At 73.4% G+C, this 26,258-nt stretch carries 23 protein-coding genes; 11 read left to right on the plus strand and 12 right to left on the minus strand.

Annotation, left to right across the window (positions count from 1 at the left end):
* Positions 1–285: 285 nt before the first annotated feature.
* Both ACO1BR_RS23655 and ACO1BR_RS23660 read right to left on the minus strand, forming a co-directional pair.
* Positions 286–1,506 carry an acetyl-CoA C-acetyltransferase gene (locus ACO1BR_RS23655; protein WP_426797086.1) on the minus strand — a complete coding sequence of 407 codons (1,221 nt, stop codon included), beginning with the start codon at positions 1,504–1,506 and terminating at the stop codon, positions 286–288.
* A gap of 303 nt (positions 1,507–1,809) precedes the next feature.
* The gene (locus ACO1BR_RS23660; protein ID WP_426797087.1) at positions 1,810–2,841 is read right to left on the minus strand and encodes an SGNH/GDSL hydrolase family protein; all 1,032 of its coding nucleotides are present in this window, start codon (positions 2,839–2,841) and stop codon (positions 1,810–1,812) included.
* A 229-nt stretch (positions 2,842–3,070) separates the two neighbouring features.
* Between ACO1BR_RS23660 and ACO1BR_RS23665 the strand changes: the two genes are divergently transcribed.
* Positions 3,071–4,459, plus strand: coding sequence for a cystathionine beta-synthase (locus tag ACO1BR_RS23665; protein ID WP_426797088.1), 1,389 nt, complete (start codon positions 3,071–3,073; stop codon positions 4,457–4,459).
* Between the two features lie 305 nt (positions 4,460–4,764).
* On the opposite strand, the gene ACO1BR_RS23670 is transcribed toward ACO1BR_RS23665, so the two are convergent.
* The 4 genes from ACO1BR_RS23670 to ACO1BR_RS23685 all read right to left on the minus strand — a co-directional run bounded on the left by ACO1BR_RS23670 (position 4,765) and on the right by ACO1BR_RS23685 (position 8,346).
* Positions 4,765–5,175: a hypothetical protein gene (locus ACO1BR_RS23670; RefSeq protein ID WP_426797089.1), complete on the minus strand. Its 411-nt coding sequence runs from the start codon at positions 5,173–5,175 to the stop codon at positions 4,765–4,767.
* Between the two features lie 41 nt (positions 5,176–5,216).
* Positions 5,217–6,629, minus strand: a complete 1,413-nt coding sequence (locus ACO1BR_RS23675) for a purine-cytosine permease family protein (protein ID WP_426797090.1) — start codon at positions 6,627–6,629, stop codon at positions 5,217–5,219.
* Between the two features lie 185 nt (positions 6,630–6,814).
* The gene (locus tag ACO1BR_RS23680; RefSeq protein WP_426797091.1) at positions 6,815–7,414 is read right to left on the minus strand and encodes a cysteine dioxygenase; all 600 of its coding nucleotides are present in this window, start codon (positions 7,412–7,414) and stop codon (positions 6,815–6,817) included.
* Complete coding sequence (locus ACO1BR_RS23685; protein WP_426797092.1) at positions 7,411–8,346, minus strand: amidohydrolase; 936 nt, start codon at positions 8,344–8,346, stop codon at positions 7,411–7,413. Before ACO1BR_RS23685 ends, ACO1BR_RS23680 begins: the two co-directional genes overlap by 4 nt.
* A 257-nt stretch (positions 8,347–8,603) precedes the next feature.
* On the opposite strand from ACO1BR_RS23685, the gene ACO1BR_RS23690 reads away from it, so the two are divergent.
* From ACO1BR_RS23690 to ACO1BR_RS23705, 4 genes are all read left to right on the plus strand, one after another.
* Positions 8,604–9,662 (plus strand): LacI family DNA-binding transcriptional regulator, encoded by a 1,059-nt coding sequence (locus tag ACO1BR_RS23690; protein ID WP_426797093.1) that lies wholly within the window; start codon positions 8,604–8,606, stop codon positions 9,660–9,662.
* 145 nt (positions 9,663–9,807) lie between these two features.
* Complete coding sequence (locus ACO1BR_RS23695) at positions 9,808–10,836, plus strand: sigma-70 family RNA polymerase sigma factor (RefSeq protein ID WP_426797094.1); 1,029 nt, start codon at positions 9,808–9,810, stop codon at positions 10,834–10,836.
* 263 nt (positions 10,837–11,099) lie between these two features.
* Positions 11,100–12,584 carry an aromatic amino acid lyase gene (locus ACO1BR_RS23700; protein WP_426797095.1) on the plus strand — a complete coding sequence of 495 codons (1,485 nt, stop codon included), beginning with the start codon at positions 11,100–11,102 and terminating at the stop codon, positions 12,582–12,584.
* A gap of 176 nt (positions 12,585–12,760) precedes the next feature.
* Positions 12,761–13,732 carry a MurR/RpiR family transcriptional regulator gene (locus ACO1BR_RS23705; protein WP_426797096.1) on the plus strand — a complete coding sequence of 324 codons (972 nt, stop codon included), beginning with the start codon at positions 12,761–12,763 and terminating at the stop codon, positions 13,730–13,732.
* 32 nt (positions 13,733–13,764) lie between these two features.
* Here ACO1BR_RS23705 and ACO1BR_RS23710 read toward each other — a convergent pair whose 3' ends face one another.
* From ACO1BR_RS23710 to ACO1BR_RS23730, 5 genes are all read right to left on the minus strand, one after another.
* Positions 13,765–15,099 (minus strand): diaminopimelate decarboxylase, encoded by a 1,335-nt coding sequence (locus ACO1BR_RS23710; protein WP_426797097.1) that lies wholly within the window; start codon positions 15,097–15,099, stop codon positions 13,765–13,767.
* 133 nt (positions 15,100–15,232) lie between these two features.
* The gene (locus ACO1BR_RS23715; protein WP_426797098.1) at positions 15,233–16,174 is read right to left on the minus strand and encodes an ABC transporter permease; all 942 of its coding nucleotides are present in this window, start codon (positions 16,172–16,174) and stop codon (positions 15,233–15,235) included.
* Between the two features lie 11 nt (positions 16,175–16,185).
* Positions 16,186–17,208 carry an ABC transporter ATP-binding protein gene (locus ACO1BR_RS23720; RefSeq protein ID WP_426797099.1) on the minus strand — a complete coding sequence of 341 codons (1,023 nt, stop codon included), beginning with the start codon at positions 17,206–17,208 and terminating at the stop codon, positions 16,186–16,188.
* Positions 17,205–17,555 carry a transcriptional regulator gene (locus tag ACO1BR_RS23725; RefSeq protein ID WP_426797100.1) on the minus strand — a complete coding sequence of 117 codons (351 nt, stop codon included), beginning with the start codon at positions 17,553–17,555 and terminating at the stop codon, positions 17,205–17,207. The genes ACO1BR_RS23720 and ACO1BR_RS23725 overlap by 4 nt, the downstream gene beginning before the upstream one ends.
* A complete protein-coding gene (locus tag ACO1BR_RS23730; protein WP_426797101.1) occupies positions 17,552–18,073 on the minus strand; it encodes a DUF1097 domain-containing protein in 522 nt (173 codons plus the stop codon). Before ACO1BR_RS23730 ends, ACO1BR_RS23725 begins: the two co-directional genes overlap by 4 nt.
* A 216-nt stretch (positions 18,074–18,289) precedes the next feature.
* On the opposite strand from ACO1BR_RS23730, the gene hutU reads away from it, so the two are divergent.
* The 4 genes from hutU to hutI are packed head-to-tail and all read left to right on the plus strand — an operon-like array spanning position 18,290 to position 23,839.
* A complete protein-coding gene (gene hutU, locus ACO1BR_RS23735; RefSeq protein WP_426797102.1) occupies positions 18,290–19,954 on the plus strand; it encodes a urocanate hydratase in 1,665 nt (554 codons plus the stop codon).
* Positions 19,955–19,971: 17 nt separating this feature from the next.
* Positions 19,972–21,189: an allantoate amidohydrolase gene (locus ACO1BR_RS23740; RefSeq protein ID WP_426797126.1), complete on the plus strand. Its 1,218-nt coding sequence runs from the start codon at positions 19,972–19,974 to the stop codon at positions 21,187–21,189.
* A gap of 17 nt (positions 21,190–21,206) precedes the next feature.
* Positions 21,207–22,598, plus strand: a complete 1,392-nt coding sequence (locus ACO1BR_RS23745) for a formimidoylglutamate deiminase (RefSeq protein ID WP_426797127.1) — start codon at positions 21,207–21,209, stop codon at positions 22,596–22,598.
* A gap of 59 nt (positions 22,599–22,657) precedes the next feature.
* A complete protein-coding gene (gene hutI, locus ACO1BR_RS23750) occupies positions 22,658–23,839 on the plus strand; it encodes an imidazolonepropionase (RefSeq protein ID WP_426797103.1) in 1,182 nt (393 codons plus the stop codon).
* A 104-nt stretch (positions 23,840–23,943) separates the two neighbouring features.
* On the opposite strand, the gene ACO1BR_RS23755 is transcribed toward hutI, so the two are convergent.
* Positions 23,944–24,882 (minus strand): RNA polymerase sigma factor SigF, encoded by a 939-nt coding sequence (locus tag ACO1BR_RS23755; protein WP_426797104.1) that lies wholly within the window; start codon positions 24,880–24,882, stop codon positions 23,944–23,946.
* A 270-nt stretch (positions 24,883–25,152) separates the two neighbouring features.
* Between ACO1BR_RS23755 and ACO1BR_RS23760 the strand changes: the two genes are divergently transcribed.
* The gene (locus ACO1BR_RS23760) at positions 25,153–25,521 is read left to right on the plus strand and encodes an STAS domain-containing protein (protein WP_039635822.1); all 369 of its coding nucleotides are present in this window, start codon (positions 25,153–25,155) and stop codon (positions 25,519–25,521) included.
* 172 nt (positions 25,522–25,693) lie between these two features.
* A complete protein-coding gene (locus ACO1BR_RS23765; protein ID WP_426797105.1) occupies positions 25,694–26,230 on the plus strand; it encodes an ATP-binding protein in 537 nt (178 codons plus the stop codon).
* Positions 26,231–26,258 lie beyond the last annotated feature (28 nt).

Consider the following 26,258-nt stretch of genomic DNA (forward strand, 5'->3'; position numbering starts at 1 on the left):
CCAGGGTGCCCCCTGCCTGAGCTGCAAGGACGCCGCCGCCCCAGGATGTTGGTCACAATCGGGGCGGCGATTGGGTCGCGATCTTGTCAACGAGTGATCCGGGTCACGCGGTCTCGCCGACGGTGTCCGGACAACAGCGAAGGGTGCGCGGAAAACGGGAGTTGGTCCGTTTCCCCGCACACCCTCGACGGCGACAAGGCGCCGCGCCCGGCTCAGCCGCTGGTGCTCGTGGTCGCGCTGAGCCTCGCCTGCGCTGGGGGAGTACCCCCAACCCTCCGCTACAGCTCAGCTCAGCCGCTCGATGACCATCGCCATGCCCTGGCCGCCGCCCACGCACATGGTCTCCAGGCCGAACTGCTTGTCGTGCCACTGGAGGGAGTTGATGAGGGTGGTGGTGATGCGGGCGCCGGTCATGCCGAAGGGGTGGCCCACGGCGATCGCGCCGCCGTTGACGTTCAGGCGGTCCAGGTCGATGCCCAGGTCGCGGTAGGAGGGGATCACCTGGGCGGCGAACGCCTCGTTGATCTCGACCAGGTCGATGTCGGAGATCGACAGACCGGCACGCCGGAGCGCCTGCTTGCTGGCCTCGACCGGGCCGTACCCCATGATCTCGGGGGACAGGCCGGAGACGCCGGTGGAGACGATCCGGGCGAGCGGGGTCAGGCCCAGCTCGCGCGCCTTGGTGTCGGACATGATCACGAGTGCGGCGGCGCCGTCGTTGAGCGGGCAGCAGTTGCCGGCGGTGACCAGGCCGTCGGGGCGGAAGACCGGCTTGAGGCCCTGGACGCCCTCCAGCGTGACGCCGGCGCGCGGGCCGTCGTCCTTGGCGACGACCGTGCCGTCCGGAAGCTCGACCGGGGTGATCTCCCGCTCCCAGAAGCCGTCCTTGATGGCCTTCTCGGCGAGGTTCTGGGACCGTACGCCGAACTCGTCCATGTCCTGGCGGGTGACGCCCTTGAGCCGGGCGAGGTTCTCCGCGGTCTGGCCCATGGCGATGTACGCGTCGGGCAGCAGGCCGTCCTCGCGCGGGTCGTGCCAGTCCGCGCCCTCCTGCTCGGCACGGGCGGCCGTACGGGCCTCGGCGTCCGCGAAGAGCGGGTTGTGGGTGTCGGGCAGGCCGTCGGAGGAGCCCTTCACGCTGCGCGAGACCGTCTCGACACCGGCCGAGATGAAGACGTCGCCCTCGCCGGCCTTGATGGCGTGCAGCGCCATACGGGTCGTCTGGAGCGAGGAGGAGCAGTAGCGGGTGATGGTGCAGCCCGGGAGGTGGTCCATCCCCATCTGGACGGCCACGATGCGGCCGAGGTTGTGGCCCTGCTCGCCGCCGGGCAGACCGCAGCCGAGCATCAGGTCGTCGATGTCGGTCGGGTCCAGCTCGGGGACCTTGGCGAGGGCGGCCTCGATGATCTTCGCGGTGAGGTCGTCGGGGCGCAGGTCCTTGAGCGAGCCCTTGAAGGCGCGGCCGATCGGGGAGCGGGCAGCTGAGACGATCACGGCTTCGGGCATCACACGGCTCCAAGAGGCAAAGGGTGAACGGGCGGTGCGGCGGGGGTTCCCCCGGACGACGAAGTCTGGGGGAACCTCGTTGAGGGGTGGCGAATGGGCAGGACTCTCAGGGAAGTTACCTGCACGTAGTGCTGAGGTCACGGGGTGCGCGCTGTGATGCGGGCCTCTTTTCTAAGCGGGCGCTTATGAGAACCCGGCGGGGTCGTCGCGTATTCCCGAAGGGCTTCCCGTACGGCCGCCATCGAGGCTTCCCGCACGGCCGCCACCGAGGCTTGCCGTACGGTGCGTCCCGGGCGCCCGGCCTCAGCCCGTGACGGACGGCCGGTCCGCGGTCTCCGGGGCCGGCAGCTGACGGCGCCTGCGGTGCTTGAGCAGGGCCCACGGGGCGCGCGAGGCGGTGACCTCCGTACCGCCCTCGGAGGCGGCCCGCGCGGCGGCCTGCTCGACCGGGAGGATGCCCTCGCGGCGGGCCGGCTCCGGCCGCTCCTCCTCGGGCCACAGGCCGAGTGCGGCGCACACCGTGGGGAGCACCGCCATCGCGGCGGTGGCGTAACCCTCGGCCGAGGGGTGGTAGTTGTCCGGTCCGAACAGCTCCCGGGGGCGCGCCTCGAACTCCGGGCCGAGCAGCGCGCCGAGCGAGATCGTCCGGCCGCCGTTCTCGACCACGCCGATGGTCTGCGCGGCGGCCAGCTGGCGGGAGAGCCGGCGGGCCACCCAGCGCAGCGGCTGGTTGACCGGCTCGATGGTGCCCAGGTCGGGGCAGGTGCCGACGACGACCTCGCAGCCGGCCGCGCGCAGCCGGCAGACCGCCTCCGACAGGTGCCGTACGGACAGGGCGGGCGGCAGCCGGTGGGTGACGTCGTTGGCGCCGATCATGATGACGCAGACGTCCGGGGGCTGCCCGCCGTCCGCCAGCATCAGCTCCACCTGGCGGGCCAGGTCGTCGGAGCGGGCGCCGGGCAGCGCCACGTTGCGCAGGTCGACGGGGAGTTCGGCGACCGCGGCCAGGCCGGAGGCGAGCAGCGCGCCCGGGGTCTGGGAGGGCCGGTGGACGCCCTGGCCGGCGGCGGTGGAGTCGCCGAGGAAGCCGAGCCGCAGCGGCGGCCGGTCGGCGGGGTGGGTGCACGTCTCGAACGCCGTGCCGTAGCGGCCGTCGGCGCACGGGGGGATGTCGCTGGAGCCGCCGACCGTGCGGCGGGCCAGCCGGACCTCGGTCAGCAGCACGCCGACGGCGGCGACGCCGAGCAGCCCGATCCCGCCGCCGCCGAACGCGGCGGCGGTCGCGATCCGCCGTGCCACCCTCGCCCTGGACCCCGTCATCACCGTCGTCGCCATCGGCCGGGCACCTCCCCGTGCAGCGCGGGCGCGCCGCGGCCCCGGGGGCCGGACGCGCTCTTGAAAGGGCAAGAACTCCTCACCGGGGTGATGCCCGTTCCGGTGCCCCGCGCAACGCACCGGGCTCCCAATGGAGCCGGTGACCGGGAGCGCCGGGCCGCTCGGGGACGTGGGCAATAGGCTGGCGGTACGGGCGCAGGAGAGCGTGCCCCCGACCGCGGAGACCACCGTGCAGTTTTACGATTCGATGATTGAGCTTGTCGGCAACACCCCGCTCGTGCGGCTCAACAACGTCACTCAAGGGATCCAGGCAACCGTCCTGGTGAAGGTCGAGTACTTCAACCCCGGAGGTTCGGTCAAGGACCGGATCGCGGTGCGGATGATCGAGGCCGCCGAGGAGTCGGGCGAGTTGCAGCCGGGCGGCACCATCGTGGAGCCGACGTCCGGCAACACGGGTGTCGGGCTGGCGATCGTGGCCCAGCAGAAGGGCTACAAGTGCATCTTCGTCTGCCCCGACAAGGTGTCGACGGACAAGATCAACGTGCTGAGGGCGTACGGCGCCGAGGTGGTGGTCTGCCCGACGGCGGTCGATCCCGAGCACCCGGACTCGTACTACAACGTCTCCGACCGCCTGGTGCGCGAGACGCCCGGTGCCTGGAAGCCCGACCAGTACAGCAACCCCAACAACCCGCGCTCGCACTACGAGACGACCGGTCCCGAGCTGTGGGAGCAGACCGACGGGCGGATCACCCACTTCGTGGCGGGCGTCGGCACCGGCGGCACCATCAGCGGCACCGGTCGCTATCTGAAGGACGTCAGTGACGGCAAGGTCAAGGTCGTCGGCGCCGACCCGGAGGGCTCCGTCTACAGCGGCGGCTCCGGGCGCCCGTACCTGATCGAGGGCGTCGGCGAGGACTTCTGGCCGACCGCCTACGACCGCACGGTCGCGGACGAGATCGTGGCGGTCTCGGACAAGGACGCCTTCCAGATGACCCGGCGGCTGGCCAAGGAGGAGGGGCTGCTGGTCGGCGGCTCCTGCGGGATGGCGGTGGTCGCGGGGCTGCGGGTCGCCGAGCGGCTCGGCCCGGACGACGTGGTGGTCATCCTGCTCCCGGACAGCGGGCGCGGCTACCTCTCCAAGATCTTCAACGACGAGTGGATGGCCGACTACGGCTTCCTGGAGGAGAGCGGCACCGCGGCCCGGGTCGGCGAGGTGCTCCAGTACAAGGAGGGCGCGCTGCCCTCGCTCGTCCACATGCACCCGGAGGAGACCGTCGGCGAGGCGATCGAGGTGCTGCGCGAGTACGGCGTCTCGCAGATGCCGATCGTCAAGCCGGGCGCCGGGCACCCCGATGTGATGGCCGCCGAGGTCGTCGGCTCGGTCGTCGAACGGGAGCTGCTGGACGCCCTGTTCACCCAGCGCGCCTCGCTGTCCGACCCGCTGGAGAAGCACATGTGCCCGCCGCTGCCGCAGGTCGGCTCGGGCGAGCCGGTCTCCGACCTGATGGCGGTGCTGGAGGACGCCGACGCCGCGATCGTCCTCGTCGAGGGCAAGCCGAAGGGCGTGGTGAGCCGGCAGGACCTGCTGGCCTATCTGGCGCGCGCGGTGGCCAAGTAGCCGCCGGGCGGGGTACCCGGCGCGGCGTCAAGTGTCCGTCAGGAAAAGGGCCGTCGCCGCAAGGTGTACGTATGCGTCACGTTCTGGCAGCACGCGCTTAACACTCGTGCGGCACATTGATGTGCAGGCGACAGGACCTCCGGAGCGGCTCCCGGACCTCCGATCGCCAGGATGCGACGACCGGCCCTGACCCGGCTCGCGTCTCCTGCGGGGACCGCCGTCGTCCCGCCCCCGGCTCCGGCCGGGGTGCGGCGGTCCCCGCAATACTCCCTCCGCGGCAGGCGGGCCCGACGGTTCCGTCCCGGTCAGTCCCAGTCCCCCTCGCTCCGCTCCGCCCGGCCCCGCAGCCGCTGCGGCAGCACCAGGCCGTGGACGGCGTTGACGCCGACGACGCCGGCCCAGCACACCACCAGGCCGACCAGCCCGGCCTCGGCCACGGCTATCGCGGACAGCGGGATGGCCAGCACCAGCGACACCACGGCGACCGCGAACCGCTGCCAGAACTCGCTGCCGGCGTCCGTCCGGCGCGGCTGCGCACCGCGCGCCACCTGCATCTGCTGCTCGGCCAGTTGCCGCCGCACCCGCCGGTCCACGTTCTGGTCCAGCTTCTCCAGGAAGGACTCCACGAGCTCCGACTCGTACTCCGGCCCCAGCTCCTTGCGCGTCTGGAGGGTCGCGTCGAGTTCCTTCTTCAGATCGCGGTCATGTGTCGCCATACCGGTCAGATTACGGCCGGGCAGGCGGCGGCGCGGTAGGGCTAGCCCCCCAGTCCCGCGGGGGTCTGCCGCCCCTGCGCGGCCTCCGGGGCGGCGAGGCGCGCGGTGTCGCGGCGGGCGAGGGCCCAGTACAGGACCGCGGGCACCGCGAGGCCGACCAGCCAGGAGACGTCCGCGCCGCCGAGCGGGGCGACCAGCGGGCCGGTGGAGAACGCGGTGGCCAGGAACGGGAGTTGGGCCAGGACGCCGAGGGCGTAGACGGCCAGCGCGCGCAGGTTCCAGGCGCCGTAACGGCCGGCGGGGTCGCTGAGCGCCGGGATGTCGTAGCGCTCCTTGGAGAGCAGGTAGTAGTCGACGAGGTTGATCGCCGACCAGGGCGTGAAGAACGTCAGCAGGAAGAGCAGGAAGTCCTTGAACGAGGTGAGGAAGGAGTCCTTGCCCAGGAGGGCGACCGCGGTGCCGGCCACCATGATCCCGGCGATGTACGCGCACCGGCCGCGCGGCGACAGGGTGCGCCGGCCGCGGAAGCCACTGACGCTGGTGACCAGCGACATGAAGCCGCCGTAGGTGTTGAGGATGTTGATCGTCAGCTTGCCGAGCGCGATGACGAAGTAGAGGAACGAGGCGAGAAGCCCCGTGCCGCCGAGGCCGACGAGATAGCCGACCTCGTGCCCCACGAACGCGGCCGGCGCCGCGGCGGCGGCCAGCGCGCCGAGGGTCATCGACCACTGCGAGCCCAGGACGGAGCCGGCGAACGTCCACCAGAACGTGGCGCGCGCCGAAGTGTGGCGCGGTAGATAGCGCGAGTAGTCCGCGACGTACGGGCCGAACGCCAGCTGCCAGGACGCCGAGAGCGAGACCGCGAGCAGGAAGACCGGCAGGCCGAAGCCGCGGTCGTGCAGCAGGGCGGCGAGGTCGGCGCGCTGGAGGAGGCGGATGCCGAGGTAGACGAAGGCCAGCGCGCAGACCAGGCCGGCGACCTTGCCGAGGAGGTGGATCAGGCGGTAGCCGACGGCCGCGGCGACCGCGGTGACGGCGGCGAAGAGGACGATCCCGGGCGTCTCGCCGAGGTGCGTCAGCTCGCCGACCGCCTGCCCGGCCAGCACGCTGCCGCTGGCGAAGAACCCGATGTACATCACGATGACCAGCGCCAGCGGCACCACCGCCCCGTGCACCCCGAACTGCGCCCGCGAGGTGATCATCTGCGGCAGGCCCAGCCGCGGGCCCTGCGCGGAGTGCAGGGCCATCACCGTGCCGCCCAGGACGTTGCCGAGCAGCAGCCCGATCAGCGCCCAGAAGGCGCCCGCCCCGAACACCACGGCCAGGGCGCCGGTGACGACCGCGGTGATCTGGAGGTTGGCGCCCAGCCAGAGGGTGAACTGACTGACCGCGCTGCCGTGCCGTTCGCCGTCCGGGACCACGTCGATCGAGTGCCGTTCGACCACGCCTGCCATGGGTGCCCCCTCTTCCCGCCACGCCGCGTGCATGAGTTCATGCAGGATCATGGCCGGTGAATGGAAGGTCAATAGGCGGGCGGCGATCACCGAGCGAAGGCCGATGGGCGGGCGCCGACCGCGATGCCGGTCGCCGCGCGGATCGCCGTGGCGGGTCACCCTGGCAGGGGAGCGTGCGGCCGGACTCAGGCCGCCGGGGTGGCGCCCGCCGCCAGTCGGCCGCCCGCCGCCGCGCCCACCGGTCGCAGCTCGTCCGCGTACGACACCGAGATCCGGCGCAGCAGCCCGTCCTCGGTGATGTCGTACTGGCCCAGCCGCCACAGCGGCGGCGAGTAGGCGTGCACCGAGACCGCGTCGTCGGTGGCGCCGGTCAGCCGGTGGATGTGGTCGGGCCCGAAGCAGAAGGACTCGCCGGCGCCGACCGCGGTGGCCAGGTGCTCGCCGCCGATCCGCGGGTTGGACTCGGTCAGGGCGCCCTGGACGACCCGGACCGCGCCGGAGGAGAGGTCGTGGTCGTGCCAGCCGGTGTCGTTCCGCCGGGTCCAGCACAGCAGCCAGACGTCGACGAATGTGTCACGGTGCAGGGACGCGTAGTGGCGCTCGGTGTCGGAGAACGCGACCTGGTCCCGCCACAGCTCCGGGCGGGCCGCCAACGCGTCGACCAGCGCGCGCAGTTCGCGCTTGTCGAGGTTGCGCTCGGGCAGCGCGGCGAACGGCGCGGCGCAGCCGTCGCCCCCGGTGCCGTAGACCTCGGCGGCGCCGGCCGGGGCGGTGCGGTCGGTCATCGGCGGGTTCCTCTCGTCGGGCCCAGCAGGCGGGCCGGGTTGGCGGTGCGCAGGGCGTGGCCTGCGGCGTCCCCGCCGAGGCCGGGGATCACCGGATCGAGAAGCGCGGCGGGCCGGGCGTACGGCCGGTCGCTGCCGCTGACCACGACGTCGATGCCGACGGCCCGGATGAGCGCGTCCACCGCCCGCGTCCCGTACGAGGACGTCTCGTAGAACGCGTCGCGGTCCACCCGGCCGCGGTCCCGGCCGCCGCCGCGCGCCACCAGCCGCTCGCCGTGCAGCGGCGCCAGCCCGGCGAGCGCGGCGAAGCAGACCCGCAGCCGCGGATGGCGCGGCCGGCCGAAGGCGCGGAAGGCGAACCACGCGCCGTGCAGCTGCTGGACGTACGGGACGAGGGCGGGCCACCAGGGGGGTGTGCCCGCGGGGGCGGGCGGCGCCGCGCCGGGGTGGACGAACAGCGGCTTGTCCAGCGCGGCGACGGCGTCCAGCAGCGGGGCGCAGCGCGCCCAGCCCGCGGCGTCGAGCAGCGCGGTGGCCGGGAGCTGCAACCCGGCGCAGCCGCGGGCCAGTTCGCGGCGCACCGCCCCGGGGTCCGGCTCGGGAGCGGACAGGCAGGGGGAGGCCCAGACGCCGAACGGGGCGGGCAGGTCCAGCGCGCCGTCGTGGAAGGCGGCGAGCAGCGGCCCGGCCTCCTCGGGCGGCAGGTACTCGACGCCGAGCGGGCTGGAGAGCGACACCAGGGCCAGGTCGAGGCCGTCGGCGCGGGCGAGCCGGGTGCGGGCGGCGATGTCGTGGTCGGCCGGGTCGACGGCGTACGGCGGCTCGCCGGGCAGGTGCAGCGTCCAGCCGTCCAGCCGCGGCGGCGTGCTGCGGGCGCGCAGCAGGCCCGCGAACTCGGGCGGCCAGATGTGCTGGTGGACGTCGGCGGGCACGGGCCCTCCCTCGGGGCCGGGGCGGGGCTGTACGGGGCGGGGCTGGGGGCGGGGGCCGTCGCCGGGGACCCGACCGCAGCCGGACCACGGCCGGATGGCTGCCGGATCGCTGCTCGGCCGCTACCCGCACGGCGTGGTCGCGCACTGCTCGATCACTACTTAACCGCTTCACTGATGCGTTTAAGTGAAGCGATTAACCGGCGGCGCTGTCAAGGGCGTACGCGGTGCGGACCGCCCGTTTGGGTAGGCTTCCGGACATGGCCAGGCCCAACAAGCGCACCACCCTCCGCGAGGTGGCCGAGGCCACCGGCCTCTCCACCGCCGCCGTCTCCTACGCGCTGCGCGGCAAGCACGTCTCCAAGGAGACCGAGGAGCGGGTGCGGAAGGCCGCCGCCGAACTCGGCTACGAGGCCGACCCGATCGCCCGCGCCCTCGCCAGCGGCCGGACCAGCACGGTCGGCGTGCTGGCCGGCGACCTCCAGGACCTGTGGCAGCAGCAGCTGATGGCGGCCATAGGGCGCGAGCTGCTCGCCGGCGACCGCTATGCGCTGATCCTCGACGCCGGCGGCGACCCGGAACGCGAACTGGCCCTCGCCAAGCAGCTGCGTGACCAGCGCGTCGACGGCCTGCTGGTCTCACCCGTCGACCCGTCCGCCGAGGGCTGGGCGAAGATCGCCGAGGCGGTGCCGGTGGTGTCCATCGGCGACGCGCTCAGCCAGGCCCGCACGGCGGGCGAGGTGCTCTTCGACAACCGCGCCGGCATCGACGCCGTACTGGACTACCTCCGCGGCCTGGGCCACCGCCGGGTCACCGTGCTGACCCCCACCGGCCCCTCCACCCCCGACCGCCCCGCCGACGTGTACGTCCGCGAGGCGGCCGACCGCCTGGGCATCGAGGTCCAGGTCGTGCCCTGCGCCCAGGAGCTGGGCGAGGCGACCGGGGTCGCCCGGCGGGTGCTGACCAACAGCCCGGCCGGCCGCCGCCGGACCGGCCCCGCCGCCCTCGCCCCGCCCACCGCCGTCTTCTGCTTCTCCGACTCCATCGCCTACGGCGTCTACGCGGCCGCCGCCGAGGCGGAACTGGCCGTCGGCCGCGACGTCTCCGTCGTCGGGTTCGACGACCACCCGGTCTCCCGGGTCCTCACCCCGCCGCTGACCACCGTCGACTGGGGGCTGACCGAGATCGCCAAGGAGGCCGCCCGGCTGGCCGTGGCCGCCATCGAGGGCCGCCGGGTCCGCCGCAAGCGGATCCTGTGCGCCCCGCGCCTCTCGGAGCGGGGCTCGGCGCTGCGGGCACCGGGGGCGGCCGGAGCCTGACCCATCGGGCGGACCCTGGCCCGCCGCGGCCCCTACGGCCCCGGTCGTGGGGTACGGGGTGGGGGCGAAGACCGGTGCCCGGCCCTCCGGTAGCGTGCGGCACGCATGCCGGCGGCCGGCAGACGGGCGGAATGGCGGGGTTCTCATGAAGCGGTCCACGACGAGCGGGCACGGCGATGCGGCGGACCCGGACGCGGCGCCTGGTGGCGCGCAACGGCAGGCGGCGCCGGGGGAGTTGGCGGACCGGCTGGAGGCGCACCGCACGGAGCTGACCGGCTACTGCTACCGGATGCTCGGGTCCGCGTTCGAGGCCGAGGACGCCGTGCAGGAGACGATGGTGCGGGCCTGGCGCGGCTACGACCGGTTCGAGGGCCGGGCGTCGCTGCGCTCCTGGTTGTACCGGATCGCCACCAACGTCTGCCTGGACCTGCTCAAGGGCAGCCGGCGGCGCGCCCGCCCGATGGACCTCGCGTCCCCGTCGGGCGTGGGCACCCCGGTCGGGACCGGCCTGCCCGAGACGACCTGGATCGGGCCGGTGCCCGACGAGCGGGTGCTGGCCCGGGCCGGGGACCCGGCGGACACCGCGGTCGCCCGGGAGTCGGTCCGGCTGGCGTTCGTCTCCGCGCTCCAGCGGCTGGCGCCCCGGCAGCGGGCGGTGCTGATCCTGCGGGAGGTGCTGAGCTGGTCGGCGAGCGAGGTCGCGGAGCTGCTGGGCAGCTCGGTCGCCTCGGTCAACAGCGCGCTCCAGCGGGCCCGCGCCACCCTGGCCGCGTCCGGCGACACCGCGGGCGCCCCGGTGGAACCGCTCGACGAGGCGCAGCAGGAGCTCCTCAGGCGCTATGTGGACGCCTTCGAGCGCTTCGACATGGCGGCGCTGACGGCCGTGCTCCACGAGGACTCCACGCTCTCCATGCCGCCGTACGCGCTGTGGCTGCGCGGCCGGGCGGACGTCATCGCGTGGATGCTGGGGCCGGGCTGCGGCTGCGCGGGGTCGCGTCTGGTGCCGCTGTCCGCGAACGGGATGCCGGCCTTCGGGCAGTACCGCTCGGACGGCACGCCCTGGGCGATCCAGGTCGTCGAGAGCGCCGGCGGGCGGATCACCGCGCTCAACTCCTTCCTGGACACCGAGCGGCTGTTCCCGCTGTTCGGGCTGCCGATGCGGTACGACGGCTGACGCGGCCCGCCGCTACGGCCCGAGGCTTACGGCCCGGAGCCGCAGATCTCGTTCCCGGGATCTCGTTCCCGTTCCCTTGCCTGGCCTGCATAATGTCATGCAGAGTTATAGCTGAGTGAATACGAGGCGTTGGGCGTGGGTGCGGCGCGGGCGGCACCGCTCGTTCCGGGGGCCTTTCCCCCGCCCGTCCCTTCCGCTCACCGTACGGAACGAGGCGGCCGGCTCACGTCCGCGAACGGCGCCGCGCAAGGGAGTTGAGCCCTGTGGTTTCCCCCGTGCCGGACACCGGCAGGCGCATCACGCTCGACGGCAGCGGGCTGCGCACCGCCGATGTCGCCGCCCTCGCCGAGCGCACCGCCCGCCCCGCCGCCCCGGAACCCCAGGCCCTCGCCCGCGCCGCGGAGTCCTGGCGTATCGCCCGCCGGCTCGCCGCCACCGGCCGGGTCTACGGGCGCAGCACCGGCGTCGGCGCCAACCGCACCGAGGACGTCGGGGCCGCCGACGCCGACCACGGACTGCGCCTGCTGCGCAGCCACGCCGGCGCCATCGGCGACCCGCTGCCCGGCCGCGAGGTCCGCGCCATGCTCGCGGTCCGCGCCAACCAGCTGCTGGCGGGCGGCGCCGGCCTCGACCCCGCCGTCATCACCTCCCTGATCGCCGCCCTGGACGCCGGCGCCTATCCCGTCGTCAACGAATACGGCGCGGTCGGCACCGGCGACCTCGCCGCCCTCGCCCAGACCGGTCTCGCGCTCGCCGGCGAACACCCCTGGCGCTGCGCCCCCGGCGGCCACCCGCCCGCCACCGTCCCGCTCGACAACAACGACGCACTGGCCCTGATCAGCAGCAACGCCCTCACCCTCGGCCAGTCCGCGCTCGCCCTCGACGAACTGCGCCGCCTGCTGGCCGCCGCGCTCCCCGTCGCGGCGCTCTCCCTCCTCGCCGTCGGCGGCTCCTACGAAGCGTTCGCCGAACCCGTCGTGCTCGCCCGACCGCACCCCGGCTCGGCCGCCGCCGCGGCCCGCATCCGCACCCTGTCCGGCGTCCCGGCCCGCCCCGCAGCGCCGTTGGGCCGCATCCAGGACCCGTACGGCTTCCGCTGCGTCCCGCAGATCCACGGCCCGGCCCTGGACGCCGCCGACGCGCTCGACGCCGTGCTGACCGTCGAACTGAACGCCGCCGCCGAGAACCCCCTGATCAGCGTCGAGGACCAGGCCGCCTACCACCACGGCAACTTCTACGCCGCGCACACCGCGCTCGCCCTGGACGCCTTCCGGCTGGCCGTCCTGCAGACCGCCAGGCTCTCCACCGCCCGGCTCGCCGCGCTCTCCGAACCGGACCTCACCCGGCTGCGCCCCTTCCTGGGCGACGCGGCCCCCGCCAGCTCCGGCGTCATGATCCTCGAATATGCCGCCGGCGCCGCCCTCGGCGAGCTGCGGGCGGTCTCCCACCCGGCCTCCCTCGGCGACGCCGTCCTCTCCCGGGGCGTCGAGGAGCAAGCCAGCTTCGCCTCCCTGGCCGCCCGGCAGACGCTGCGCGCCTGCGGCCCCTACCGGCACGTCCTGGCCTGCGAACTCGTCGCCGCGGTACGGGCGTTGCGGCTGCGGTCGCTGGAGCCCGAGCCGGACGTCCCGCTTGCCGGCGCCTTCCGGATCGCCGCCCGGGCCCTCGACGCCCGGATGGCGGACCGCCCGCTGACGGAGGACGTCGCGGCGGCCGGGGCGCTGCTGGACCGGCTGGCGGCGGTCTGAGGGGGTGGCGCGATGAGGGATGAGGTGGGCGGCGCGCGGTCCGGGCGTTCGGGATCCTGCGCCCGGATCCGGCCGGATCCGGTCCCCGACGGGTAGCCGGCACCGGCCGGGGCCGGGAATTACGTACAGTCGGTCGACATACGACAAGGCCCCGAACGGGGCGGGAAGAAGAGGCGATGAGCGGGGACAACGGTGGCCGCACCGCCGCGGCCGACGAGACGCGTACGGGCCCGGCGCCGGCCGGCACGGCACCGGCGGTGCGTCCCGGTGCGGCCGGCGACGCAGAGTGGGACGCGGCTGCCGACGCCACCGCCACCATCGGGACCGCCGCCCGCCTCCAGCGGCTCTTCGAGGGGCACCGGCTGACACCCACCCAGCGCCGGATCGCGCACTGCATGGTGCGCCGGGCCGCCGACGCGCCGTTCCTCTCCAGCGTGGAACTGGCCGAACTGGCCGGGGTCAGCCAGCCGTCCGTCACCCGCTTCGCGGTCGCCCTCGGCTTCGACGGCTACCCGGCGCTCCGCCGGCATCTGCGCGATGTCGCCCCCGCCGAGAAGCCCGGCGACACCGGCACGTACAACGAGTACCAGCAGGCCGTCCAGGAGGAGATCGACAACCTCCGGCACCTCTCCGACGCCCTCGCCGACCCCGGGCCGGTGATCGAGGCCGGCCGGCTCTTCGCGGCCTCCCGCCCGCTGCCGGTCCTCGGACTGCGCGCCGCCACCGCCCAGGCCGCCGGCTTCGCCTACTTCGCCCGCAAGGTCCACCCCGACGTCCGGCTCCTGGACGAGGGCGGCACGATGCTCACCGACCGCGTCGACGCCGCGGTACGCGCCGGCGCCACCGCCCTGATCTGCTTCGCGCTGCCCCGCCACCCGCGCGAGGTCATCGACGCGCTGGAGTACGCCCGTTCCGCCGGCCTGACCGTCGTCACCGTCGCCGACAGCGCCTTCGCCCCCGTCGCCCACCACACCGACCTGCTGCTGCCGACGCCGGTCGGCACCGGTCTGGCCTTCGACACGGCCTGTGCCCCGATGCTCCTGGGCCGTGTCCTCCTGGAGGCCATGTGCGACGCCCTTCCGGACGCCCAGGCGCGCCTGGAGGAGTTCGACGCGAAGGCGGCGGAGCGGGGCCTGTTCGTGGAGTGAGCCGCGGGCCGGTGCCGACCGGCCCGCGGCCGTCAGCCCAGCCCCAGCCTCCGCAGCTCGTTCGCATGCGCGCCGCCGCTCTCCGCGGTGATCTCTTCGAGGGTCTGCGGGGTGCGGGCGGTGGCGAAGCGGACGCTGCCGTCGGGCGCGGTCGCATAGCCGTAAACGCCCGGCCGGGGCAGGGAGTTGTAGGCGAAGTGGGTCGAGAAGTAGTAGGCGCCGGTGTCCAGGAGGGCGGCGTGGTCGCCGGACTCCAGGAGCGGCAGCGGGCGGTTCTCGGCGACCAGGTCGCCGGCGAAGCAGCACGGGCCCGCGATGTCCTGGGGCACCGGGGTGCCCGTCTTGGGGCGGCCGGCGGCGTCGTAGGCCGCGACCCGGATCGGCCAGGACTCGGGGGCGAAGACCGTACGCGTGGCGACCTGGGCGCCGGCGTGGGTGAGGGCGATGGGACGCCCGCCGGCCCACTTCGCGTACTCGACGCGGGCCAGGACCGTGCCGTGCTTCGCCAGCAGTGAGCGGCCGAACTCGGTGACCAGGCCGTAGCGCCCGGAGAACAGCCCGGGGACCGCCGAGCGGAGGAGGGCGGCGTAGTCGCGGAAGGTCGGGGTGACCGCGTCGGACGAGAAGTTGACCGGCAGGCCGCCGCCGATGTCGAGGGTGGTGATCTGCGCCCGGCCGGCCTTCTCGTTGACCTCCTCCGCGAGTTCGTACAGCGCCCGCACGCCCTCGGCCATCCGTTCCAGCGGCATCCCCTGGGAGCCGACGTGGCCGTGCAGCCGGGTCAGCCACGGGCGGTCGAGGAAGGCCCGGACGATCCAGTCCCGGGCGCCCGCGTCGCGCAGCGGGACGCCGAACTTGGAGGTGTCGGTGGCGGTGCTCATCGCGCCGATGGCGCCGCCGCCGAGCTGCGGATTGACCCGCAGCCCTATCGGCGCGGTGGACGGGGCCGAGGCCATCATCCGGTCGATACGGGCCAGTTCCTCGTGGTTGTCGACGTTGACCGCGATGCCCAGGGCGAGCGCCTCACGCAGCTCGGCGAGGGTCTTGGCGGGGGAGTCCAGGACCGTGTGCCGGGCCGGGACGCCGGCGGCCCGGGCCAGCGCCAGCTCGCCGGGGCTGGCCACCTCGCAGCCGAGCCCCTCTTGCGCGAGCAGTCTGAGCACCGGCACGAGCGAGGCGGCCTTCACCGCGAAGGCGTGCAGGACCGGGGTGCCGGGGGCGGTGAACTCCTCGAAGGCGGAGCGGAGTTCGGCAGCCGATCTGCGGATCGCGGCGATGTCGAGGAACCCGGCAACGGGCTGCCTCGGGCTGACCAGCCCCTGCGCAATGGCTGCCTGAACGGCACGGTCTCGGTCCGTGAAGGTCATGGCTCAACTTCATCATTGCGCAGGGGGGTCGCGCCACGAGCTGCGGGGCGGGCCGGGGCCTGTCCTCCGGATCTTCGCAGGATCCGAACGACAACCCCTGGATTCCGCCCCGGCCCGCCGTGCGTGCGGCCCGCTACGCCGCGAGGGAACCGCTCATCTGCGCCTTGCCCTGGCGCTCGGTCAGCCGGGAGCCGGACTCGCGGCGGGCGGCGCGGCGCAGCAGCGGGATGGCGAGCAGGAAGCCGACCACGGCCCAGCCGGCCAGCACCAGCGCGACCGTCGGCAGCTGCCAGGAGCCGGACAGCTCCGCGGCCCGTGCGGCGTCCGGCAGCAGGGCCGAGCGCACGCCCTGCGCCATCCACCGGAGCGGGAAGACCGACGCCACGTCCTGCACCACCACCGGCAGATGACTGATCGGGAACATCGCGCCCGAGGTCACCAGCAGCGCCATCGCGGGCAGCATGATCATCGCCAGCGCCTCGCGGGCGTTGGGCAGCACGGCGCCGATGGCCGCGCCCAGTGGCACGACGGCGAGCAGACCGAGCGCGGTGACCCATATCAGCGTCAGCCAGCCGGCGGGGCTGTGCGGCAGCGGCCCGTTCACCAGCAGCGCGGCGGCGCCCAGCAGGACCGTCATGATGCCCACCGCCATGACGACGATCAGCACCGACTTGGCGACGAGATAGGCCGGTATGCCGCCGGGCGTGGCCCGCAGTCGCAGCAGGGTGCCCTCGTCGCGCTCGGTCACCAGGATCTGCGGGAGGTTGATCAGCCCCACCTGGAACAGCAGATAGGCGGCGAACCCGGCGATCGTCAGATGCGCCGCGGGGATGTGGGTGCCGGGCAGGTCGTCATGGATGAAGGAGGCGACCATCAGGGCGACGACCACATTGCTGAGATAGCTGACGAACTCCTTGCGGTTGCGCAGGAGATGACGCACCTCGATACCGCCGCGCCGCACCCCCGCCTGCCATGAACGCAGCCGCCGGCCGCGGGCGCGGCCCGGCCCCGGGGCGCCGGTCCCGTCCGTCGCACCGGCCCCGCCCCGCGCGGTCCTGTCCCGCACCGCTGTCATGTCCCTCTCCCTCATACGGATCGTTCCTCCCCCGTCCCGGCGCCCACCAGGGCCGTGTTTTCGGCGGTTCCGGCGGTTCCGGCGGTTCCGGCGGTTTTGGCGTTCCCGGATGTCCCGGTGGCACGGGCGCCCGTGGCGCCGTCGGCGTGCTCGTGCACCATGTGCAGATAGGTGTCCTCCAGCGTCGGCCGGCGGACCTCCAGGTCGGCGATCGGCCCGGCGGCCTCGCGGTGCAGCTCCCAGACCAGCCCGGAGGGGTCCGCGGTGCGCTCGCGGCGCGGGGCGCCGTCCGCCCCCGTCCAGCGGACCTCCGCCTGGGCGGCGGCCCGACCGGCCAGCTCGGCGGGTGTGCCGCAGACCCGGATACGGCCGTTGACCAGCATCGCTATGCGGTCGGCGAGCCGCTCGGCCTCGGCCAGGTCATGGGTCGTCAGCAGGATCGTGACGCCCTCGTCGCGGGCCAGCCGCTCGACCAGGTCGTGGAACTCGCGGCGCGCCTCGGGGTCGAAGCCGGTGGTGGGCTCGTCCAGGAAGAGCAGCTCGGGGCGGCCGATGATGCCGAGCGCGACGTCGACGCGCCGGCGCTGGCCGCCGGACAGCTGGTCGACCCGGTGCCCGGCCCGGTGGGTGAGGCCGACCAGCTCCAGCAGCTCCTCCGGGTCGCGCGGATCGGGGTAGTACGTCGCGAAGTGCCGCAGCAGCTCGGCGACCTGCCAGCGGCGGTGGTCGCGCCACGACTGGAGCACCAGGCCGATCCGGCCGCGCCAGGCATCGTCGCCGCGCGCCGGGTCCTCCCCGAGGACCCGGACCTCGCCGCCGGAGCGCTGCCGGAAGCCCTCCAGGATCTCGACGGTGGTGGTCTTCCCGGCGCCGTTGGGGCCCAGCAGGGCGAAGATCTCCCCGCGGTGGATGTCCAGGTCGACGCCCTGGAGCACCTCGGTGCTGCCGTACGACATCCGCACGTCCCGTGCGGAGACGACCGGTTGGCGGGATCCGGCCGCGGTGGTGGGGGTGCTGGTCGTGGTGCCGGTCATCGGCTCGCCTCCGCGTGCTGCTGTTGGGGTGCCGTCTGCTGCGCCGCCGCGGGGCTCGCGCCCTCGACGATGGCGCGAAGAGCGGCGACATGGCCTTCGAAGGCGGTGCGCCCGCGGGCCGTCAGCCGTACCCGCGTGCGGCGTTTGCGTCCGCCGCCCTCCTTCCGGATCTCCAGGTACTCGGCCTCCTCCAGGGTGTGCAGCTGCTTGGAGAGCGCGGAGTCGCTGAGCGAGAGGCTGTCGCGGATGAACGGGAAGTCAGCCCATTCCGTGGCGGCCAGCAGGGCCACCACCGACAACCGGGTGGAGGGATGGATCAGTTCGTCGAATCCCGTGGGGGTGCTCAAGGGCCCGCCTCCTCGTGGATGGCTTCTGTGGCCTGGTCGCGCAGCGCACGTTCGCGGAGCGGGCTGACCGCCCAGCGGTTCGCCGGTCCCGTGAAGAGGACGAACGCGGTGACTGCGGCGGTGGCCGTGATCAGGCTGGGGTAGGGCAGGGCGAAGGAGTCCGCCAGCTGGTCGGAGAGCAGGATCGTGCCGCCGGTGACGACCATGCCCGCGAGGAACGTGGCGTAGGTGCGCCAGCTGTACCGGGAGCGGTGCAGCCGCACCCGGGTGCGGCGGCTGTAGACGACGGCCAGGGTGCCCAGGATGCCGACATAGGCGGCGATCGTCAGCCACATGCCCCACCCCGGGAGCTTGAGCCCCATGGCGGCGAGGTAGACCCACATGACCGTGGCCATGACGTAGGTCACCTTGGGATCGCCGTGCGCGCACCGCTCGACCTCGTCGTACACCCGCTCCTGCGGCACCCGGATCCGCTGGAGATCCTGCCAGGCCCGCTCGGCATCCACCGTCGTGGTCATGCCATCGCCTCCCCGAAGACGTTGCTGGACCGCCGGGGCGCGTCGGACCGGATCAGGCCGGACCGCCCCCGCGTTTACTTGCCTACTGGGAAAGTTAGCACCGGCTTTCCTGGCGGGCAAGTCGAAACGACCTCGCCCTGCCCTGTTGACTAGGGCTATTCAGCGAAGCCAAGATGTGAATAGGTCAATCCATTCGATGTCAGGGAGGCACGGCCCATGTCGGGACCGCGACCCGTGCGGGCACCGCGCGGTACGGAGCTGAGTGCTCTGGGATGGCAGCAGGAAGCAGCGCTGCGGATGCTCCAGAACAACCTCGACCCCGAGGTGGCCGAGCATCCGGACCAGCTCGTCGTCTACGGCGGCACCGGCAAGGCCGCCCGCGACTGGCGCTCGTTCGACGCGATGGTGCGCACCCTGACCACGCTCAAGCAGGACGAGACCATGCTCGTCCAGTCCGGCAAGCCGGTCGGCGTGATGCAGACGCACGAGTGGGCGCCGCGGGTGCTGATCGCCAACTCCAACCTCGTCGGCGACTGGGCCAACTGGGAGGAGTTCCGCCGCCTGGAGGCCCTCGGCCTGACCATGTACGGCCAGATGACGGCCGGTTCGTGGATCTACATCGGCACCCAGGGCATCCTCCAGGGCACCTACGAGACGTTCGCGGCGGTCGCGGCCAAGAAGTTCGGCGGATCGCTGGCCGGCACCATCACCCTCACCGCCGGCCTCGGCGGCATGGGCGGCGCCCAGCCGCTCGCCGTCACCATGAACGACGGCGTCGCGATCTGCATCGACTGCGACCCGCGCGCCATCGAGCGCCGCATCGAGCACCGCTACCTGGACGTGAAGGCCGACAGCCTCCCACACGCCCTCCAGCTCGCCGTCGAGGCCCGCGACCAGCGCAGGCCGCTCTCCATCGGCCTGCTCGGCAACGCCGCGGAACTCCTCCCGCAGATGCTCGCCGAGGGCGCCCCGATCGACATCGTCACCGACCAGACCAGCGCCCACGACCCGCTCGCCTACCTGCCCGTCGGCATCGACTTCGCCGACATGGCGGCCTACGCGGCCGAGAAGCCCGCCGACTTCACCCAGCGCGCCCGTGAGTCGATGGCCCGGCACGTCGAGGCCATGGTCGGCTTCATGGACGCCGGCGCCGAGGTCTTCGACTACGGCAACTCGATCCGCGGCGAGGCCCAACTCGCCGGATACCAGCGCGCCTTCGCCTTCCCCGGCTTCGTCCCCGCCTACATCCGGCCGCTGTTCGCCGAGGGCAAGGGACCGTTCCGCTGGGCGGCGCTCTCCGGCGACCCGGCCGACATCGCGGCCACCGACCGCGCCATCCTCGACCTCTTCCCCGAGAACGAGTCGCTGGCCCGCTGGATCAAGCTGGCGGGGGAGCGGGTCCACTTCCAGGGCCTGCCCGCCCGGATCTGCTGGCTCGGCTACGGCGAACGCGACAAGGCCGGCGAGCGGTTCAACGAGATGGTCGCCGACGGCACCCTGAAGGCGCCGCTGGCCATCGGCCGCGACCACCTCGACTGCGGCTCCGTCGCCTCCCCCTACCGCGAGACCGAGGCCATGAAGGACGGCTCGGACGCGATCGCCGACTGGCCGCTGCTCAACGCCATGGTCAACGTCGCCTCCGGCGCCTCCTGGGTCTCGCTGCACCACGGCGGCGGCGTCGGCATGGGCCGCTCGATCCACGCCGGGCAGGTCACGGTCGCCGACGGCACGCCGCTGGCCGGCGAGAAGATCCGCCGGGTGCTCACCAACGACCCCGGCATGGGCGTCATCCGGCACGTCGACGCGGGCTACGAGCGCGCCGAAGAGGTGGCCGCGGAGCGCGGCGTCCGCATCCCCATGCGCGAGGGCGAGGGCGCGTGAGCTCCTCGTTCCACGAGATGTGGGAGGAGTTGCGGCCCCTCGGCCGCGACTCCTCCTCCGGGGGCTACCGGCGCTTCGCCTGGACCGGCGCGGACACCGACTGCCGGGCGTGGTTCCGGGCGCAGGCCGAGGCCCGCGGGCTGGCCTACGAACTGGACCGCAACGGCAACCAGTGGGCCTGGCTCGGCGCGACCACCTCCCAGGACGTGGCCCCCGGCGAGGCCGTCGTCACCGGCTCGCACCTGGACTCCGTACCGGACGGCGGCGCCTTCGACGGCCCGCTGGGCGTCGTCTCCTCCTTCGCCGCGCTCGACGAACTCCGGCGGCGGGGAGCGGAGTTCGGCAGGCCGCTGGCCATCGTCAACTTCGGCGACGAGGAAGGCGCCCGCTTCGGCCTGGCCTGCGTCGGCTCCCGCCTCGCCGCCGGGGCGCTGACCACCGAGGCCGCCCACCGGCTGCGCGACGGCGACGGCGTCACCCTCCCGCAAGCCATGGAGCGCGCCGGCCACGACCCCGAGGCCATCGGCCCGGACCCGGAACGGCTCGCCGCCATCGGTGCGTTCGTCGAACTCCACGTCGAGCAGGGCCGCGCCCTCGACCTGTCCGGCGACCCGGTCGGCATCGCCTCCGCCATCTGGCCGCACGGCCGCTGGCGGTTCGACTTCCGCGGCGAGGCCAACCACGCCGGCACCACGCGGCTGGAAGACCGCCGCGACCCGATGCTCTCCTACGCCGCGACCGTGCTCGCCGCCCGCGAGCAGGCCCGGCTGGCCGGTGCCCTGGCCACCTTCGGGAAGATCAGCGTCGAGCCGAACGGCGTCAACGCCATCCCCTCGCTGGTCCGGGGCTGGCTGGACGCCCGCGCCGCCGGCCAGGACACCCTGGACACCGTGATCACCGGCATCGAGCAGGCCGCCGCCGAACGCGCCGCCCGCGACGGCGTCGAACTGAGCGTCGTGCGGGAGTCCTTCACCCCGGTCGTGGAGTTTCAGCACGCCCTGCGGGACGAACTGGGCGCGATCCTCGGCAAGGAGGGCGAGCGGCCGGTGCCCGTCCTCGGCACCGGCGCCGGCCATGACGCCGGTATTTTGTCCGGAACCGTCCCCACGGCCATGCTGTTCGTCCGCAACCCCACCGGCGTCTCGCACTCGCCCGCCGAAACGGCGACCGAGGACGACTGCGTCGCCGGGGTCACCGCACTCGCCGACGTACTGGAGGGGCTGGCGTGCCGCTGACGCCGCAGGCAACACCGATGACGTACTGGCTGGAGCACGCCTGGCTCGGCACCCACGTCGAGCCGGGCGTGGCCGTGGACGTGGCGGACGGGCGGATCACCGCCGTCCGCACCGGGACGCCCACGCCGCCACCGGGCGCGGAGGCGCTGCGCGGGCTGACCCTCCCCGGGCTCGCCAACGCCCACAGCCACGCCTTCCACCGCGCCCTGCGTGGCACCGTGCAGGTCGGCAGCGGGACCGGGTCACCTCCGCTTGCGCGGAGCCGAGTGGCGGTGGAAGACATGGGGCGTGCGCCGGATTCATTCTGGACCTGGCGCGAAGTCATGTACGGGATTGCCGACAAACTCACCCCGGAGAGTTACTTCCAACTCGCCCGCGCCGTCTACGCCGAGATGGCGCTCGCCGGCATCACCTGTGTCGGAGAGTTCCACTACCTCCACCACGCGCCCGGCGGTTCCCGCTACGACGACCCCAACGCGATGGGCGAGGCGCTGATCGCGGCAGCCGCCGACGCCGGTATCCGGATCACCCTCCTCGACACCGCCTATCTCTCCGCCGGCTTCGGCGACCCGCCCAACCGGCACCAGCTGCGCTTCTCGGACGGCACCGCGGACGCCTGGGCGGAGCGCGCCGACGCCCTCAAGGGCCGCGAGCACGCCCGGATCGGCGCCGCCGTGCACTCCGTACGCGCCGTCCCCGCCGGGGAGTTGGGCACCGTCGCCGACTGGGCCCGGGAGCGGCGGGCACCGCTGCACGTCCACCTCTCCGAGCAGACCGCCGAGAACGACGCCTGCCGCGCGGCCCACGGCCGCACCCCCACCCGGCTGCTGGCCGACCACGGGGTGCTGGGCCCGCGCACCACGGCCGTGCACGCCACCCACCTCACCGACGAGGACATCGCCCTGCTCGGCGGCAGCACCACCGGCGTGTGCATGTGCCCGACCACCGAGCGGGACCTCGCCGATGGCATCGGACCGGCCGTGGCGCTCCAGGAACAGGGCAGCCCGCTCTCCCTCGGCAGCGACAGCCACGCCGTCATCGACCTGCTCGAAGAGGCCCGCGCCATGGAGCTGGACGAGCGGCTGCGCACCCGCACCCGGGGCCACTGGACCGCCGCCGCCCTGCTGCGCGCCGCCACCGCCGACGGGCACGCCGCCCTGGGCTGGGACGACGCCGGCACCCTGGCACCCGGGGCGCTCGCCGACCTCACCACGATCCGGCTGGACTCCGTACGCACCGCCGGACCGCTGCCCCGACTGGGCGCCGAGACGGCCGTATTCGCCGCCTCCGCGGCAGATGTGCGGCACACCATCGTGGGCGGCCGACAGATCGTCCGGGACGGCGTGCACACACGCGTCGCCGACGTGCCCACCGCCCTCGCCGACTCCATCGCCGCCGTACGCGGCTGACCCCCACCCCCACTCCGCCCGGCTCGCGCCGCCGACGGACGAAGGAGAGCACCCCCGCGATGACGACGACCTCCGCGCCGACCACCGCCATCACCCACATCGCCCAGCTCGTCACCAACGACCCCTCCCTCGGTGAAGGCCCCCTCGGTCTGATCCAGGACGCCGCCGTCGTCATCGACGGCGACCGCATCGCCTGGGTCGGTCCCTCAAGCAAAGCACCCGCCACCGACAACGCCGTCGACGCGGCCGGCCGCGCCGGGCTCCCCGGCTTCGTCGACTCCCACTCCCACCTGGTCTTCGCCGGCGACCGCACAGCCGAGTTCAACGCCCGTATGTCCGGCCGCCCTTACTCCGCCGGCGGCATCCGCACCACCGTCGCCGCCACCCGCGCCGCCGGCGACGACGAACTGCACGCCAACGTCGCCCGCTACCTCGCCGAGGGCCTGCGCCAGGGCACCACCACCCAGGAGACCAAGTCCGGTTACGGCCTCACCGTCGAGGACGAGGCCCGCGCGCTGCGCATCGCCGCCGCGCACACCGACGAGGTCACCTTCCTCGGCGCGCACATCGTCCCGCCCGACTACGCCGACGACCCGGCCGGCTACGTCGACCTCGTCACCGGCCCCATGCTGGACGCCTGCGCCCCGCACGCCCGTTGGGTCGACGTCTTCTGCGAGCGGGGCGCCTTCGACGGCGACCAGGCGCGCGCCGTCCTCACCGCGGGCATGGCAAGGGGCCTGGTGCCGCGGGTGCACGCCAACCAGCTCGGCCACGGCCCCGGCGTCCAGCTCGCGGTCGAACTCGGCGCCGCCTCCGCCGACCACTGCACCCACCTCACCCACGCCGACATCGACGCCCTCGCCCAGTCCGACACCGTCGCCACCCTCCTGCCGGGCGCCGAGTTCTCCACCCGCGCCACGTGGCCCGACGCCCGCCCGCTGCTCGACGCCGGCGCCACCGTCGCGCTCTCCACGGACTGCAACCCCGGCTCGTCCTTCACCAGTTCCATGCCGTTCTGCATCGCGCTGGCCGTCCGCGACATGGGGATGACGCCGGACGAGGCGGTCTGGTCGGCGACCGCCGGCGGCGCCCGCGCGCTGCGCCGCACCGACGTCGGCCGGATCGGCCCGGGCGCCCGCGCCGACCTCCTCCTGCTGGACGCGCCCTCGCACGTCCACCTCGCCTACCGTCCGGGCGTGCCGCTGGTGACGGACGTCTGGCACCGCGGCGTTCGCCTCTGAGGGCGGCGTGCGGACGCACAGAGGGCCCGTCCCGGACCGATCCGGGGCGGGCCCTCGTGTGCACGGGCGACCGCCGGCCTCGGGGGCCGGCCGCGACCGCGGGGCTACTCCTCGATCATCAGGCCCTTGCGGAGCCGTACGAGGGTGCGGGAGAGCAGCCGGGAGACGTGCATCTGGGAGATGCCCAGCTCCTCGCCGATCTCGGACTGCGTCATGTTGGCGACGAAGCGCAGCGAGAGGATCTTCCGGTCCCGCGGCGGGAGTTCGGCGATCAGCGGCTTGAGCGACTCGACGTACTCGATGCCTTCGAGGCCGTTGTCCTCATAGCCGATGCGGTCCGCCAGCGCGCCTTCGCTGTCGTCCTCCTCGGGCTGGGCGTCCAGCGAGCTCGCGGTGTACGCGTTGCTCGCGGCCATCCCTTCGACGACCTCGTCATTGGTGATGCCGAGGCGCTCGGCGAGCTCCTTCACCGTGGGTGCGCGGTCCAGCTTCTGCGCCAGCTCGTCGCCCGCCTTGGCCAGGTCCAGGCGGAGTTCCTGCAGCCGCCTCGGTACGCGCACCGACCAACTGGTGTCGCGGAAGAAGCGCTTGATCTCGCCGACGATGGTCGGCATCGCGAACGTCGGGAACTCCACGCCGCGGCTGAGTTCGAAGCGGTCGATCGCCTTGATCAGGCCGATGGTGCCGACCTGGACGATGTCCTCCATGGGTTCGCTGCGGGAGCGGAACCGGGAGGCCGCGAACTTCACCAGCGCGAGGTTGAGCTCGACCAGGGTGTTGCGGACGTACGCGTATTCGTGGGTGCCTTCTTCCAGCGATTCCATGCGCTCGAAGAGGGTTTTCGACAGGGCCCTCGCGTCCACCGGACCCACCTCGTCGAACGGCGGGATCTCGGGCAGACCGTCGATCTCAGTCAGATCCACCGGATCGGATTCGGCGGCGTGCGGCTGGGAAGGGATGTGCCCGGTCGGGTCGGACGGGGGTGTCGACGATGCGGGGCTCCGGGTGTCTTCGGTGCGCAATTCGTCGAGCCGGGGTGACATGGGTCTCCTCCATCGTTCTCGGCATATGGCTGCCGATGCCTCTACGTGAAACTGCGGTGTGCGGCGCCTCCAAAGCCGGCCGTTTCGAATGTGTCCTTCTACGCCTACCTGGCTTTGCCTGAAGATGGCAAGTGCGCGATGTCCGTATTTCGGTGATATGCCCATTGTTTGGCTACCGGTGAGCGTCATGAAGGCGTAGGGTTCTTCAAGCGCAGTCGCAAGCAGTGTCGTATGCAAAACAGTCGTCTAGGCAGCAAGGGGTGCGCGCGCATGGACCGCGGGACGGTCGGCAGTGCGAGCCGGGGCCGGCTTCACGTCGAGATCCGCCATCACGGCGCCAGCGCGGTCGTGACCGTCGCGGGTGAGCTCGATCACCACACCGCGGATCTGTTGCGTGAGTCACTGGAGGGCTGTGTCGACGACGGATATGCACGCCTCGTGGTGGACTGCTCACCCCTTGAGTTCATGGATTCCACCGGGCTGAACGTGCTGCTCGGTGCGCGCCTGAAAGCGGAGGCCGCGGGGGGTGGGGTCCATCTGGCCGGGATGCAGCCGGTGGTCGCCCGGGTTTTCGAGATCACCGGCGCGGAGGCGGTCTTCACGGTGCACGACTCACTCGACGCGGCCCTGGCCGACTGACCCGGCCGCGGTGTCCGGATGGTTGTATTCCGGGCACGTAGTCCGTGTCACAACTTCCGTACCCAAGAAGTGGGTGTTCTCACGGTCCGCTCGGGCAGGAGACACCTGAATCCGTTGAATCAGTCAGGCAGCTGTTTTCCGTGAAATGGCGAATCGGTGAGGTGAAGCGCTGATGAGCACCACCCGGCCGTACCCGCCGGGCGATCTCGGCCCGGAGCCGGGCCCCCATAGCCTTGACGGCATGGGTGGTGCCCCCACCGCCGGTGCTTCCGCCGACGCCCCGGCCTCCGCCGCCCCGTCGGGCCAGATCCGCCGGCTGCGCCTGGCGGGCACCCGGGGCACCGTGGCGCGGGCCCGCGACTTCGCGCGCGAGGCCCTGCAGGACTGGGGCTGGCTGCCGGCCGGCAACGCCGACCAGCGTGCCGCGGCCGAGGATGTGCTGCTCGTCGTCTCGGAGTTGGTGACCAACGCCTGCCTGCATGCCGAGGGCCCCGAGGAGCTGCGGCTGCGCTGTGCGGCCAAGGTGCTGCGCCTGGAGGTCAGCGACCTGGGCGCGGGTTCGCCGGCGCCGCGCAGCCCGCACCGCCCCGGACGCCCCGGCGGCCACGGCATGTTCATCGTGCAGCGGCTGTGCCTGGACTGGGGCGTGGTGCGCAACACCGACGGCGCGGGCAAGACCGTCTGGGCGGAGCTCGCCGCACCGTCCTGACGGTGGGCGGGCCAACGGCGAGCGAGCG

This window comes from Streptomyces sp. YGL11-2, from assembly GCF_050054615.1.
GTDB lineage: Bacteria > Actinomycetota > Actinomycetes > Streptomycetales > Streptomycetaceae > Streptomyces.

Bases quoted from the DNA above. Each gene is read 5' to 3' on its own strand.
- hutI (WP_426797103.1), top strand. From the start codon at position 22,658: ATGACGACGACCTCCGCGCCGACCACCGCCATCACCCACATCGCCCAG.
- ACO1BR_RS23660 (WP_426797087.1), bottom strand. From the start codon at position 2,841: ATGGCGACGACGGTGATGACGGGGTCCAGGGCGAGGGTGGCACGGCGG.
- ACO1BR_RS23765 (WP_426797105.1), top strand. From the start codon at position 25,694: ATGAGCACCACCCGGCCGTACCCGCCGGGCGATCTCGGCCCGGAGCCG.
- ACO1BR_RS23745 (WP_426797127.1), top strand. From the start codon at position 21,207: ATGACGTACTGGCTGGAGCACGCCTGGCTCGGCACCCACGTCGAGCCG.
- hutU (WP_426797102.1), top strand. From the start codon at position 18,290: ATGTCGGGACCGCGACCCGTGCGGGCACCGCGCGGTACGGAGCTGAGT.
- ACO1BR_RS23705 (WP_426797096.1), top strand. From the start codon at position 12,761: ATGAGCGGGGACAACGGTGGCCGCACCGCCGCGGCCGACGAGACGCGT.
- ACO1BR_RS23690 (WP_426797093.1), top strand. From the start codon at position 8,604: ATGGCCAGGCCCAACAAGCGCACCACCCTCCGCGAGGTGGCCGAGGCC.
- ACO1BR_RS23670 (WP_426797089.1), bottom strand. From the start codon at position 5,175: ATGGCGACACATGACCGCGATCTGAAGAAGGAACTCGACGCGACCCTC.
- ACO1BR_RS23740 (WP_426797126.1), top strand. From the start codon at position 19,972: ATGTGGGAGGAGTTGCGGCCCCTCGGCCGCGACTCCTCCTCCGGGGGC.
- ACO1BR_RS23675 (WP_426797090.1), bottom strand. From the start codon at position 6,629: ATGGCAGGCGTGGTCGAACGGCACTCGATCGACGTGGTCCCGGACGGC.
- ACO1BR_RS23695 (WP_426797094.1), top strand. From the start codon at position 9,808: ATGAAGCGGTCCACGACGAGCGGGCACGGCGATGCGGCGGACCCGGAC.
- ACO1BR_RS23710 (WP_426797097.1), bottom strand. From the start codon at position 15,099: ATGACCTTCACGGACCGAGACCGTGCCGTTCAGGCAGCCATTGCGCAG.
- ACO1BR_RS23760 (WP_039635822.1), top strand. From the start codon at position 25,153: ATGGACCGCGGGACGGTCGGCAGTGCGAGCCGGGGCCGGCTTCACGTC.
- ACO1BR_RS23715 (WP_426797098.1), bottom strand. From the start codon at position 16,174: ATGACAGCGGTGCGGGACAGGACCGCGCGGGGCGGGGCCGGTGCGACG.
- ACO1BR_RS23730 (WP_426797101.1), bottom strand. From the start codon at position 18,073: ATGACCACGACGGTGGATGCCGAGCGGGCCTGGCAGGATCTCCAGCGG.
- ACO1BR_RS23720 (WP_426797099.1), bottom strand. From the start codon at position 17,208: ATGACCGGCACCACGACCAGCACCCCCACCACCGCGGCCGGATCCCGC.
- ACO1BR_RS23680 (WP_426797091.1), bottom strand. From the start codon at position 7,414: ATGACCGACCGCACCGCCCCGGCCGGCGCCGCCGAGGTCTACGGCACC.
- ACO1BR_RS23655 (WP_426797086.1), bottom strand. From the start codon at position 1,506: ATGCCCGAAGCCGTGATCGTCTCAGCTGCCCGCTCCCCGATCGGCCGC.
- ACO1BR_RS23755 (WP_426797104.1), bottom strand. From the start codon at position 24,882: ATGTCACCCCGGCTCGACGAATTGCGCACCGAAGACACCCGGAGCCCC.